A 13284-nucleotide genomic window follows, 5' to 3' on the forward strand; every position below is an offset into this window, starting at 1 on the left:
CACGACTCATCCTTCAGGCAGTCCGGGAGTTCACCGTGGAGGGCTCTTTCAAGGGCATCGCGCAGGAGGGGCTGGTGGCCCTTGCCGCGCACAGGGGCAGCGATCTGGTCTGGTCGCCCTCTGGCGCGAGAGTCGGATGGCCATGCGCTGCAGCGCCGGGCGCCTGGGCCTGATGGCTTTGGGGCACCCCATTCCACACCCCGTTCCATGCAGATGCGACGCCTCCCTACCCCAGCACCTTGCGCAGATGGGCTGGGGGGATGCGCAGGGCTTCGCGGTATTTGGCTACGGTGCGGCGGGCGCACTGGACGCCGCGTTCCTGGAGGAGTTCGCAGAGGCGGTTGTCGCTGAGGGGCTTGGCGGGGGGTTCGTCGGCGATGAGTTTCCCGATCATGGCGCGCACGGCGGTGCTGCTGGTGGTGCTGCCGTCTTCGCTGGCGAGGCCCGAGGCGAAGAAGTACTTGAGCTCGAAGGTGCCCCAGGGGGTGCTCATGTATTTGGCGCTGGTGACGCGGCTGACGGTGGATTCGTGCAGGCCGAGTTCGTCGGCGATTTCGCGCAGGACGAGGGGTTCCATGGCCAGTACGCCCTGCTCGAAGAAGCGGTGCTGGCGCTCGACGATGGCGGTGCTCACGCGCAGGATGGTGTCGAAGCGCTGCTGGATGCTCTTGACCATCCAGCGGGCTTCCTGCAGGCGCTGCTGCAGGGCCTGGATGCCTTCGCCCTTGTGGTGGCGCAGGGCGCTGGCGTACATCTCCTGCACGCGCACGCGGGGCATGACGGCGGGGTTGAGCTGCACGCTCCAGGGGCGGCTGGCGGCGTCGCGGCCCTGGTTGGCGCGCACGAGCACGTCGGGGATGACGATGTTGCGCTCGGTCTGGGCAAAGGCGCGGCCGGGCTTGGGTTCGAGGGTGGCGATGAGCTGCATGGCGCTGCGCAGGTGCGCGGCCGAATAGGGCAGCAGCTTGCCGAGGCCGCGCACGTCGCGCCGGGCAAGGTAGTCGAGCGGCTGGCGGCAGACGTCGAGGGCGACTTCGCGCGCGAGCAGGCGGGGGGTGTCGGCGTCGGGGATGTCGAGGGCACGCAGCTGGAGCTGCAGGCATTCGGCCAGGTCGCGCGCGCCGACGCCGACGGGGTCGAGCGACTGAAGCAGGCGCAGGGCCATGGTGAGGTGGTGGAGGAGTTCGGCGTGCTCCTCGGCGTCGCGTTCGGGGTCGCCGGTGGGGTTGCGCTCCTGCAGGCTCTGGGCGAGTTCGCCGAGGGTGTCTTCGAGGTAACCGTCGTCGTCGAGGGATTCGATGAGGAAGTACAGCGCGGCCTGTTCGCTGGTATCGAGGCGCAGGGCCAGGGCCTGGCGGTGCAGGCAGTCCTGCAGGCTTTCGTGGCAGCCGGCGCGCTCGATGGCGGAGGGCTCGTCCTCGTCGTCGTCATGGCTGCTGCCGGCGCTGCTCACGCGCAGGCTGTCCCAGTCGTCGTCACCATCGCTGCTGCTGGAGAGGACTTCGTCGTCGCCCGAGGTGGCAGGGCTGTCGTCGCGGGTGGAGCCGGCGCTCCAGTCGTCGGTCTGGGCGTTGGCGAGGTCGGTGTGGTCGGGGGCGTCGCTGGAGAGGACTTCGCTGGTGTCGGGGGCGTCGGCGCCTTCGGGGTCGTCGTAGCCGCCTTCGGCTGTGGCGCCCATGCCGTCGTCACTGCCTGCCTCTGCGCTGGGGCCGGTGGTGGCATCGACATCGCCGGATGCGTGGCCAGCAGCGTCGGGCTCTGACTCGGAGGCTGCCGCGTCCTCGGCGCTGGTGTCCTGCTCCAGGAAGGGGTTGTCGGCCAGCATCTGGTCGATCTCCTGCTGCATGTCGAGCGTGGAGATCTGCAGCAGGCGGATGGACTGCTGGAGTTGCGGCGTGAGGGAGAGGTTCTGCGCAGTGCGCAGCTGCAGTCCTGCTTTCATGGCACGGAGGGCGGCTTCGGAAGGTACAGCGGGAAGCGGCTCATGGACGGAGTCCGCTCACATGCGGAAGTGTTCGCCGAGGTAGACACGGCGCACTTCGGCGTTGGAGACGATCTGCTCGGGCGTGCCCGAGGCGAGCACGGCCCCTTCGCTGATGATGTAGGCGTGGTCGCAGATGCCCAGGGTTTCGCGCACGTTATGGTCGGTGATGAGCACGCCGATGCCGCGCGCCTTGAGGAAGGCGATGATCTTCTGGATTTCGATGACGGCGATGGGGTCGATGCCGGCGAAGGGCTCGTCGAGCAGGATGAAGCGCGGCTGGCTGGCAAGGGCACGGGCGATTTCGACCCGGCGGCGCTCGCCCCCGGAGAGTGCGAGCGCGGGGGTGTCGCGCAGGTGGGTGATGTGCAGGTCGGCGAGCAGGGCATCGAGCTGGGTGTCGATGGTGGCGCGGTCGAGCGGCTTACCGTGGGCATCGACCTGGAGCTCCAGCACGGCGCGGATGTTGTCCTCGACGTTGAGCTTGCGGAAGATGGAGGCTTCCTGCGGCAGGTAGCTCAGGCCCATGCGTGAGCGGCGGTGGATGGGCAGGTCCTCGACGGGCTGGCCATCGATGGAGATGGCGCCGCCGTCGGCCCGGATGAGGCCGACGATCATGTAGAAGGATGTGGTCTTGCCGGCTCCGTTGGGGCCGAGCAGGCCCACGACTTCGCCCTTGCGCACGCTCAGGGACACGTCCTTGACGACGCGGCGGCGGCCATAGGCCTTCTGGAGATGGCGCACGCACAGTTCGCTGCCGTCGGCAGGCGGACGGCCCTGGCTGCCGCCCTCGCAGCGGAGGTCGGCGGCCGGGGCAGATACGGGAGCGGCATCGCTCATGGGCGGCCTCCGATGGTGGCGCTGGAGCGCAGGGTGGTGACGGGAGCCGACGCGGCGCGCGCCCCCTTGCTGGCGGCCCGGGTGGCGGGCATGGGCAGGGCGGATTTGCCGCCGCTCTGCCCCACGGGATTGATGACGGCGCGCACCCGGCCGGCCGGCACGGCCCCTGCGGCAGCGCCCCCGGCGCCGGTGGAGGGGCCGCCGGCCACGTTGTAGACCTCGGTGAGGTCGTTGTAGACGATGGTGTCGCCACGGACTTCGTCGGCGAGCTGGGTGCCCACGAGGCGGCGCATGCGGGCGTTGCCGGTGAGGCGCGCGATCTGGGTTCTGTCGTCCCGCTCGATGCGGTTGGCCTCGCCCTCGATGTACTCGTTGAGTCCCTCGCGCTTCTGGCGCATGAAGGCCTGGTGGCCCGCGCTGCCTTCGGCGTACATGAACTGGTTGCCCTGCGGATCCTGGCGCACCTCGACCTTGTCGGCACGCAGCACAATGGTGCCCTTGGTGGCCACGACCCGCCCTGTGAAGGTGGTGATCTTGTGCGCATCGTCGTAGCGCATGGCGTCGGCCTCGATGTTGAGGGGCTTGGCGCGGTCGGCCAGCTCGGCGTGGGCGGTCTGCACCAGACCCAGGCAGGCGACAGCCAGCGCGAGGGCCGGCAAGGCGGAGGACAACGGTTTCATGTTCGGCACGATTCTTGCTCGTTGGACGTATGGTCCATTGTAGCGATGCCGGATGCCTCCCGCGCGGGCCGGGCCGAAGAGCCGTTCAGATGCGGCGGCGGGGCATGTAGTCCTGCACCAGGAGCGCCACCACCCCGGCCACCACGCCCCAGAAGGCCGAACCCACGCCAGCCACCTCCACCCCGCTGAGGGTGACGAGAAAAGTGATGACGGCCACATCGCGGTGGCGCGTCACGTCGAGCGCAGTCACGAGGCTGCTGGCAATGGTCGAGAGGAGCGCAAGCCCTGCAATGGCGGCAATGAACTCGTGCGGAAAGGCCATGAGCAGGCCCGTGACCACGGTGCCGAAGAGGCCGATGAGCAGCATCCACAGCCCCCACACCACGGCGGCGACGTAGCGGCGGTCGGGGTCGGGATGGGCTTCATCGCCCATGCAGATGGAGGCGGTGATGGCGCTGAAATTGATGGCATAGCATCCCAGCGGCGCCAGGGCGAGCCCCACCATGCCGGTGACGGTGACGAGCACGGACGTGGGCAGCTCGTACCCGGCGGCACGAAAGGCTGCCACGCCCGGCAGGTTCTGCGATGCCATGGTGACGACGAACAGCGGCAGCGCCAGGCTGGTGATGGCTGCCATGGAAAAGACCGGCGCCGTGAAGACCGGATGCGCCCAGTCGGCATGCAGATCGTGCAGCGAGAGGTGCCCGCCGAGCGCGACGAGCACCACCCCGACGGCCAGCGTCCACACCACCGCATAGCGCGGGCTCAGGCGCTTGCCGAGCAGGTAGGCCAGCAGCATGCCGATGACAAGCACCGGGGCCGAGCCCGCTGCCGCGAATGCCTGCATGGAAAACCGCGCCAGCACTCCGGCGAGCAGGGCCGCCGCCACCGACAGGGGAATGCGGTTCATGACCCGCTCGAACCAGCCCGTGAACCCGCAGACGGTGATGAGCGCGGAGCTGACCATGAAGGCCCCCACCGCTTCCGGCATGGTGAACTGCCCCGAGGCGGCCGCCGTGGCGAGCACCACGGCCCCCGGGGTGGACCAGGCAATCATGACCGGCTTGCGCAGCCACAGCGAAGGCAGGATGCTGCAGACGGCACACCCGAGGCAGACGGCCCAGATCCAGGAGGTGATTTCGGCGGGAGTGGCGCCAAAGCCCTGTGCCGCCCGGAAGATGATGGCCACCGAACTGGTGAAACCCACCAGGGTGGCCACGAAACCTGCGACAAACGCCGTCAGGGAGAAGTCGCGCACGAACTGCAGTGGCGACAGACGTTGGGTCCAGTGCATGACGGACGTCCTGCAAAAAGCAAAGTCCCGATTGTGGCAGGAAAGTCGACATCGCTCAGGCACCCCGCACGCCCGGCGCCGGGCCGGGGTGCCGTGCCGGTACCCCTGCGGCAGGGGACCAGACGCCAGCCCGGGGCGGCGAGCCGGGCTGCCGTCCCGGGCCAGTGGCTCAGCCGATGGTCATGAGGCTGGCGTTGCCCCCTGCAGCGGCGGTGTTGATGCTCAGGCTGGTTTCGGCGACGAGGCGCACGGGGTCCCACGAGGCTCCGTCTGCCACCTCGCCCGAGGACAGCCCATACACCGGCACCAGTGCCCCGGCGCGTCCAGCCACCTCCTGCTGCACCTGCAGGAGCACGTCGGCATCGCCCTCGAAGAGCACGGCGGCCACCGGCTCCGCGTGCGTGCCGAGGCTGGCCTGTGGTCCGGCCACCACGGCCGCCTCCTGCACCTCGACCGGCAGGCCGGCCTGCCAGGCGCACAGCTCGGAGGCGAGAGCCTCGTCCCGCACCTGCCACAGCACCCGGTTGCCCGCAGCCAGCGCGGCCATGAGCTGCATCTGCGCCCCGGCCAGCGTGGCCGGCATGCACCACACGGTGCCGCGCGGATGGAGCTGGTAGCGGTTGCTTTCCCCTGTCGGCCCAGGCAGGCGCCAGGGGGCAGCGAGGAGCGGCGTGGCCGTCATGTGGGCCAGATGCTCGGGGTCCTGCGCATGAATGCCGTGCAGCCCGAACCAGCCATGCCAGGCATCCCACACCGCGCGCGCCTGGCGCAGCGGCGAGAGGGCGGCCTGTTCCTCGGGGGTGAGGCCATGGGCCTCCCGGGCCGGGGCAATGGCTGTGGAAGCCTCGGCCGGCGCCAAGCCTGCCAGCAGGTTCTGTCCCAGCGGGCGCTGCGCCAGCAGGCGCGAGAGATACAGCGGGCCGCCTGCCTTGGGCCCGGTGCCCGACAGTCCCTCGCCCCCGAAGGGCTGCACCCCCACTACAGCGCCGATCACGTTGCGGTTCACGTACAGGTTGCCTGCATGCACGGCCTGCGTGACCTGGGCCACGGTTTCGTCGATGCGGGTATGCACCCCGAAAGTGAGCCCGTAGCCGGTGGCATTGATGGCGTCGATGAGTGCAGGCAGCTCCTCGCGCCGGTAGCGCAGCACATGCAGCACGGGGCCGAAGACCTCGCGGCGGAGCTGGCCGAGGCTGCCGATCTCGATGAGCGTGGGCGGCACGAAGTGGCCCTGCCCTGCCCCTTCGGACACGGGAGTCTGGAGCACGCGGCAACCTTCCTCGCGCAGCCGGGCAATGTGCGCCTCGATGACTTCGCGGGCCGGGGCGTCGATGACGGGGCCGACATCGGTGTGCAGGTGGTCGGGCCGATCGACCCGCAGGGTCTGCATGGCCCCTTCGAGCATGTGCTGGATGCGGTCGGCCGCTTCTTCCTGCAGGCACAGCACGCGCAGCGCCGAGCACCGCTGTCCGGCCGAATCGAAGGCGGAGGCGAGCACGTCGGCCACCACCTGCTCGGCCAGCGCGGAGGAATCCACCACCATGGCGTTCTGCCCACCCGTTTCGGCAATCAGCGCCACGGGCCGGCCATGCCGGTTGACCCGCTGTGCGAGCGTCGCCTGCAGGATGCGTGCCACCTCGGTCGAGCCGGTGAACAGCACGCCCTGCACGCGGGCATCGGCCACCAGTGCGGCGCCCACCGTCTCGCCCCGTCCCGGCAGCAGCTGGATGGCCCCGGCCGGCACCCCGGCCTCGCGCAGGATGCGCACGGCGGCGGCGGCAATGAGCGGCGTCTGCTCGGCCGGCTTGGCCAGCACGGCATTGCCTGCCGCAAGCGCGGCCGCCACCTGCCCCGTGAAGATGGCCAGCGGAAAATTCCAGGGGCTGATGCACAGCACCGTGCCCAGGGGGCGGTGGGTGTCGTTGGCAAAGCCTTCGCGCACCTGCGCCGCGTAGTAACGCAAGAAGTCCACCGCCTCACGCACCTCGGACACCGCATTGGGCAGCGACTTGCCGGCCTCCCGCACGATCAGCCCCATGAGCTGCTGCATGCGTGATTCGAGCAGATCCGCCGCGCGGCACAGGCACTGGGCCCGCTCGGCGGGTGCCGTGGCCTGCCAGATCGGCTCGGTCGCTGCGGCGGCGGCCAGGGCGGCGTCGATGTCGGCCGCGTCGGCCTCCACCACCTGCCCCACCACGTCGCGGTGGTCAGCCGGATTGCACACCGGCTGCAGGCGCTCGGCCGGCCAGACCGTTTCGGCACGCCCATCGCCAATGAGCGGAGCGGCCTGCCACACCTGCACCACGCTGTGCAGCAGCCCGGCCGTGAGCGAAGCCAGACGCTGCTCGTTGGCCAGATCCAGGCCCTGCGCCAGCAGGCGTTCATCGCCGAACAGGGCGCGCGGCAGCGGAATGCGCGGGTGCGGCGTGCCCAGCGGCACCCCCTCCCGCTCGGCCACGGCCCGGGTCTCCTCCACGGGGTCGACGGTGAGCGACTCGACCGGCACCGCCGGATCGCCGATGCGGTTCACGAACGACGTGTTGGCCCCGTTCTCCAGCAGGCGCCGCACCAGATAGGCCAGCAGCGTCTCGTGCGAGCCCACCGGCGCATACACCCGGCAGGGACGCTGGTACTTGCCGGCCGTGATCTCTTCGTACAGCGGCTCGCCCATGCCGTGCAGGCACTGGAACTCGAACTGCCCGCGGTAGTAGTTGTTGCCTGCAAAGTGGTAGATGCTCGCCGCCGTCTGCGCGTTGTGCGTGGCGAACTGCGGATAGATCGCATCCGGCGCCGACAGCAGCTTGCGCGCGCAGGCCAGATAGGACACATCGCTGTGCACCTTGCGCGTATAGACCGGGTAGCCTTCCATCCCGTCGATCTGCGCGCGCTTGACCTCGCTGTCCCAGTACGCCCCCTTGACCAGCCGCACCATCAGGCGGTGGCGGCTGCGGCGTGCCAGATCGATGAGCCAGGCAATCACATGCGGGCAGCGCTTCTGGTAGGCCTGCACCACAAAGCCGATGCCGTTCCAGCCCGCCAGCTCGGGCGCAAAGCACAGCGCCTCCAGAATGTCGAGCGACAGCTCCAGCCGGTCGGTCTCCTCGGCGTCGATGTTCACCCCGATGTCGTACTGGCGCGCCAGCACCAGCAGCCCCTTGAGCCGGGGCAGCAGCTCGGTCATCACCAGCTCCTGCTGCGCACGGCTGTAGCGCGGATGCAGCGCCGAGAGCTTGATCGAGATGCCTGGCCCCTCGTAGATGCCCCGGCCATTGCTCGCCTGCCCGATCGCCTGAATCGCCTGCTCGTAGAGCCGCACATAGGCATCGGCATCTTCCATGGTCGCGGCCGCCTCGCCCAGCATGTCGTAGCTGTAGCGGAAGCCCTTGGCCTCGAACTTGCGGCTGTTGGCCAGCGCCTCGCCGATGGTCTCCCCCGTCACGAACTGCTCGCCCATGAGTCGCATCGCCATGTCCACGCCCTTGCGCACCAGCGGCTCGCCACCCGTGGCCAGCAGGCGGGTCAGCGCCTTGCTCAGCGTGGCCTCGCTGCTGGTGCTGGTGAGCTTGCCGGTGATGAGCAGGCCCCAGGTCGCCGCATTCACGAACAGCGACTTGCCCCCGCCCAGATGCGCCTTCCAGTCGCCCTTGCCGATCTTGTCCCGGATCAGCGCATCGCGCGTGGCCCGGTCCGGAATCCGCAGCAGCGCCTCGGCCAGGCACATCAGCGCCACGCCCTCCTGGCTGGAGAGCGAAAACTCCTGAATCAGCCCCTCCACCCCGCCGCCGCGGCGCTTGGCACGCAGCGCCTCCACCAGACTGGCCGCCATCTGGCGAATGGACGCGCGCTGTGCCTCGTCGTGCACCTCGGCCTGCGCCAGCAGCTGCGGCACGCACTCGGGCTCCGGCACGCGCCAGGCCGAAGTAATGGCCGCGCGCAGCGGCGTCTGGGGCGATACCGACTGCGCAAACTCCAGAAAGGGTTGCACCTCCACCCCACCGACACCGCCCGCCGACAGCCCGGACTCCTCGGCGCCCTGCCCTTCCGGCAGCGGAGCCCCCGGCATCGGCGGCACAACACCCCGGTCGAGCGAATCCAGAAAATTGAAAATCGCCTGCTTGATGAGCCAGTGCGGCGTGCGCTCGATCTGGCTGGCGGCAGTCCTGATGCGCTGACGCAGAGCGTCATCGACTTTGATCCCGAGGGTGGTGCTGGTCATGATGGAAATCCGTGGCTACACAGAAAGCAGAAAGTGACTGCAAAGGAACGCCACTCCCCCAACTGCGAAGCGGCACGCAGCCATCATGCCGGCAAAAAATCCAAGGTGCAACCTTGATTTTGCACGGGTTGCACCTTGGTGCATGACGCACCATGCCGCACCGCCTTTCCGCACCACGAACAGGCAAAATCCGCACGCCCGGGCCCCCTCTACCGGCCCGTGCACCACAGCCGTGCCCCCAATGTGGCGCCGCCGCATCAGCGGCATGCCACCCCCTCATGCACGAAAAAGGCAGCCGACGCTGCCGCCGGCTGCCTGTAGCACACACATCATTCCATGCAGCCCGTCAGCCCATGCACCCTGTCATGGTCGGGACTCATGAAGGGGGTCGATCACCTCACAGCGCCGTCTCCACCACGGCGTCGATGAGCACCCCGAGCAGCGAATACACCAGCGCCCCCAGCAGCGCCGCGCCGAACCCCGCCACCGCAAAGCCCGCCAGAATGCTGCCCGCCATCCAGAACACCAGCGCGTTGATCACCATCAGAAACAGCCCCAGCGTGAGCACCGTCACCGGCAGCGTCAAAAGCACCAGCACCGGCCGCACCAGCATGTTGAGCAACCCAATCACCGCCGCCGCCACCAGCGCAGACCCCAGGCTGCGCACCTCGATCCCCCCGATGACATTGGCCACAAACATAAGAGCAGCCGCATACAGCAGCCATTTGACAGCAAGCTTGATCATGACTTTTTGGAAAAGAGTGGTTCTGGGAGGCAGCATAGCATCGTGGGTGATGCGGTGGCGTGGGGGCTCACGCTACAGAAAATACCCGCGATGCAAATCTGATCAGCCGCTTACTCATTCAGCACTCACCTTCGGGCTTGGCTGGCACCGTGTCACTACCGATAATCAAGCAACAGGCCGTAGCATTGCCTTACCTTTCGAATTGGGGAGTACCAATGCCAATAACAGCATATTCCAAAGACGCTGCACGTGAGGTCGATCTTGAGCAGTGGCTGACGCTGAACCAATACTCGATCAAGGACGACCCGTTGCTCAAGCGGATACCGGACGAGTTGAAGGATAAGGCCGCACACGACATAGAATGCTGTAGCTGCCGTGCGCACGGTGCGATGCTAGTGGCAGTTGGCCGCCAACACGGCGTGGGCCGCAGTGTGAGTCAGGGGCACTTTCGATTCGGCACCGCAGTCGATGCCAACCCTCATCATCCGCTCTGCGACTTCTATTGCGACGAACAGGCTCCGCGCAACGCGGACCACCTCGTGAACTTCGCGAGCGATAGGTCAACTTTCACCCGAGTCGTCCGTGACTTGGTGTGCAGAGGCATCCGCGCCGGTCATTTCGGTCAAGGCGATATCCGCCGCATGCGGCTATGGTTCCTTGATGAGAAGACTGCGCACGCCATGCCGCTGGACGTGACGCCCGAACTCCTGAACTGGTGCATCGATATGGATGCCACAAGGTTTGCTAGGGAGTTGCCTTTCCAGCCTGGAGCATGGGCAAATGCCAGGTTTCGACTGGGCGGAAGCGGCCAAAAGCGAATGGCGCCGACGAAACGCCGGACTGTTCGAGGAACGGCCGATGCGAGTTCATTTCAGGACGGAGACGATTGAGCGCGCACTCAAGCTGATCGAACCTAAAGGCAGCGCCACTGTGCTTGACCCGACCGTCCTCCGCGAAAAATATGAGGCTGTGGTGCAGTTGTCGGAGTTTGCAGCGCTCTACATCTTCCATCTCGTAGGCACGAAGCCAAAAACCTATTGGCGCGTTGACGGTCTTAAATCGGCAGGGCGTGGGCTTCAGGCGCTGTGCGCGCTGCTACTGTTCATGAACGACTGGGACATAGCCCGAGCCAGCTCGGCTTTCGCGCGTCTGACGACGCTCCCACCCGCTGCGGACGGCACCGAGGGCAACGTCATGGGTCTGAACCCGTTTCACGACTACGAGTCCTGGCAGATCCTCCATGAAGCCAAACGGGTCGCAGCTCGCCGAACCGATGATCGGCCAGTGGCCGAGCAAATCGACGCGATCAAGACGGAAATGCATATCGCCCATCGGGAATGGCTTGCAAAAACCATTCCTCACTCGGACGTGTTATGAACGGCCAAGTCAGCCCCCAGGTGCAACACAGCCTCATGGCATGAGAGAAGCCGGGAGATCAAGCTTGTCGAGCATAGCCCGGTAGACGGTGGTCTGGGCAGCAAAAGCCATGAACGACGCGCGAGCGGTTGTTGGGCGAGTCTGCGTCAACGCGCTGCTCGTGGCTGTGCGCAGAAAGAGCCGTCCCCTTGGGCAGGCATTGCGCATCAGCCCATGAGGCTTCGCAGGGCCCCGTTGCCAGCGGACTGCGCGGATCACGGAAGTACACCTGCACACCGGTGTGGGCTGTGAGCTCGGCCTGACAGGACAGGCCATCCCCTTGTCTTGATGGCAGGTCAGGCCCCAGCCCTGCCCCATGTGGCCCTCAGGTCTGTGGGGGCATCTCCGCCGCACGCGCAGCCAGATACTCATCGCGCAGTTCGCGGCGCAGGATCTTGCCGATGGGGGACTTGGGCAGGGAGGTGCGGAACTCGATGCTGCGGGGGCGCTTGTAGCCGGTGAGGTCTTCCTTGCAGTGGTCGCGGATTTCCTGCTCGGAAACCTGGCTGCCTGGCTGGCGCACCACGTAGAGCTTGACGGCTTCGCCGGTGCGCTCATCGGGGATGCCGATGGCCGCGCATTCGAGCACGCCCGGCACGGCAGCCACCACGTCCTCGACTTCGTTGGGGTACACGTTGAAGCCGCTCACGAGGATCATGTCCTTCTTGCGGTCCACGATGGTGATGTAGCCGCTGGCGTCCATGATGCCGATGTCGCCGGTGCGGAAGTAGCCCTCGGGGGTCATGGCGCGGGCGGTTTCGTCAGGGCGCTGCCAGTAGCCGGCCATGACCTGCGGCCCCTTGACGGCGATTTCGCCCCGGTCGCCGAGGCGTTCGACCTCGAATCCCTCGTCGTCGACCAGCATGACCCAGGTGCCGGGCACGGGCACGCCGATGGTGCCGGTGTACTTGTCGTTGGTGACCGGGTTGCAGCTCACCACCGGGCTGGTTTCGGAGAGGCCGTAGCCCTCCACGATGGGGCAGCCGGTCTTCTCCAGCCACAGCCGGGCCACGGCGCCCTGCACGGCCATGCCGCCGCCCACCGTGATGCGCAGGTGGCGCCAGTCGACGCGGTCGAATTCGGGGTGGTGTGCGAGCCCGTTGAACAGGGTGTTGACGCCGGGGAAGGCGTGGAACACATGCCCGCGCAGCTCCTTGATGACCGCGTGCAGGTCGCGCGGGTTGGGCAGCAGGATGTTCTTGCCCCCCAGCACCGAGCACAGCATCATGTTCACCGTGAAGGCAAAGATGTGATAGAGCGGCAGGGCACAGACAAAGGCGATCTGGTGGTGCGGCGGCCGGTGCGCGAGCGCCGGCATGTACCAGGCTTCGCACTGCAGCACGTTGGCCACGAGGTTGCGGTGCAGGAGCACGGCGCCCTTGGCCACGCCGGTGGTGCCGCCGGTGTACTGGAGCGCGGCCACGTCGTCGGGTTCGAGTGTGACCGGCTGGTATTCGGTCTGGGAGTGGCGGCGCAGCGCCGCATTGAAGCGCACGGCACCGGGCAGCTCGTAGGCGGGCACCATTTTCTTGACGTGGCGCACCACGTAGTTGATGAGCCCGCCCTTGAGCGTGCCCATGAGGTCGCCCATGGAGGCGAGCACCACGTGCTCGATGTGGGTGCGTGCCACGCACTGCTCCAGGGTGTGGGCAAAGTTCTCGATGATGAAGATGGCGCGGGCACCGGAATCGTGGAGCTGGTGCTCGAGCTCGCGTGCGGTGTAGAGCGGATTGACGTTGACGAGCACGAAGCCAGCCCGCAGGATGGCCATGACCGCGATCGGGTACTGCAGGATGTTGGGCATCATCACCGCCACGCGGTCACCGCGCTGCAGGCCGAGCTTCTGCAGATAGGTGGCGAGCTTGCGGCTGTAGGTCTCCAGCCGGTGGTACTTGAACTCCTGCCCCATCATGCTGTAGGCCGGCTTGTCGGCGTGCTTGAGGAAACTGTCTTCCAGCAGGTCGACCAGCGAGCGGTAGCGGCCGGTGTCGATGTCGGACGGCACCCCGTCGGGATACTGCTTGAGCCAGGGGCGGCTGTCGGTGAACTCACTCATGGGACTTGTCTTCCTTGTGGTGCCCGGAATCTGCAGGGCATGGGCGCTGCGCCCTG

8 protein-coding genes are annotated in these 13284 nt (G+C 67.4%); 1 reads left to right on the plus strand and 7 read right to left on the minus strand.

Annotated elements, in window-relative coordinates; genetic code table 11:
* Positions 1-226: 226 nt before the first annotated feature.
* The 6 genes from rpoN to ACE3P9_RS02980 all read right to left on the minus strand — a co-directional run bounded on the left by rpoN (position 227) and on the right by ACE3P9_RS02980 (position 9756).
* The gene (gene rpoN, locus ACE3P9_RS02955; protein WP_374491755.1) at positions 227-1942 is read right to left on the minus strand and encodes an RNA polymerase factor sigma-54; all 1716 of its coding nucleotides are present in this window, start codon (positions 1940-1942) and stop codon (positions 227-229) included.
* Between the two features lie 57 nt (positions 1943-1999).
* Positions 2000-2821: an LPS export ABC transporter ATP-binding protein gene (gene lptB / locus ACE3P9_RS02960; RefSeq protein WP_374491756.1), complete on the minus strand. Its 822-nt coding sequence runs from the start codon at positions 2819-2821 to the stop codon at positions 2000-2002.
* On the minus strand, positions 2818-3501 hold the full coding sequence (gene lptA, locus ACE3P9_RS02965; RefSeq protein ID WP_374491757.1) for a lipopolysaccharide transport periplasmic protein LptA: 684 nt from the start codon (positions 3499-3501) through the stop codon (positions 2818-2820). Before lptA ends, lptB begins: the two co-directional genes overlap by 4 nt.
* Before the next feature lie 85 nt (positions 3502-3586).
* A complete protein-coding gene (locus ACE3P9_RS02970) occupies positions 3587-4795 on the minus strand; it encodes a benzoate/H(+) symporter BenE family transporter (RefSeq protein ID WP_374491758.1) in 1209 nt (402 codons plus the stop codon).
* A 169-nt stretch (positions 4796-4964) separates the two neighbouring features.
* Positions 4965-9011, minus strand: coding sequence for a trifunctional transcriptional regulator/proline dehydrogenase/L-glutamate gamma-semialdehyde dehydrogenase (gene putA, locus ACE3P9_RS02975; protein ID WP_374491759.1), 4047 nt, complete (start codon positions 9009-9011; stop codon positions 4965-4967).
* A 397-nt stretch (positions 9012-9408) separates the two neighbouring features.
* Positions 9409-9756 (minus strand): phage holin family protein, encoded by a 348-nt coding sequence (locus tag ACE3P9_RS02980; RefSeq protein WP_374491760.1) that lies wholly within the window; start codon positions 9754-9756, stop codon positions 9409-9411.
* Between the two features lie 780 nt (positions 9757-10536).
* Here ACE3P9_RS02980 and ACE3P9_RS02985 point away from each other — a divergent pair.
* The gene (locus tag ACE3P9_RS02985; protein WP_374491761.1) at positions 10537-11133 is read left to right on the plus strand and encodes a hypothetical protein; all 597 of its coding nucleotides are present in this window, start codon (positions 10537-10539) and stop codon (positions 11131-11133) included.
* A gap of 364 nt (positions 11134-11497) precedes the next feature.
* On the opposite strand, the gene ACE3P9_RS02990 is transcribed toward ACE3P9_RS02985, so the two are convergent.
* Complete coding sequence (locus ACE3P9_RS02990; RefSeq protein ID WP_374491762.1) at positions 11498-13228, minus strand: long-chain-fatty-acid--CoA ligase; 1731 nt, start codon at positions 13226-13228, stop codon at positions 11498-11500.
* Positions 13229-13284 lie beyond the last annotated feature (56 nt).

This window comes from Allobrachymonas sp., assembly GCF_041912815.1.
Classification (GTDB): Bacteria; Pseudomonadota; Gammaproteobacteria; order Burkholderiales; family Burkholderiaceae_C; genus Brachymonas.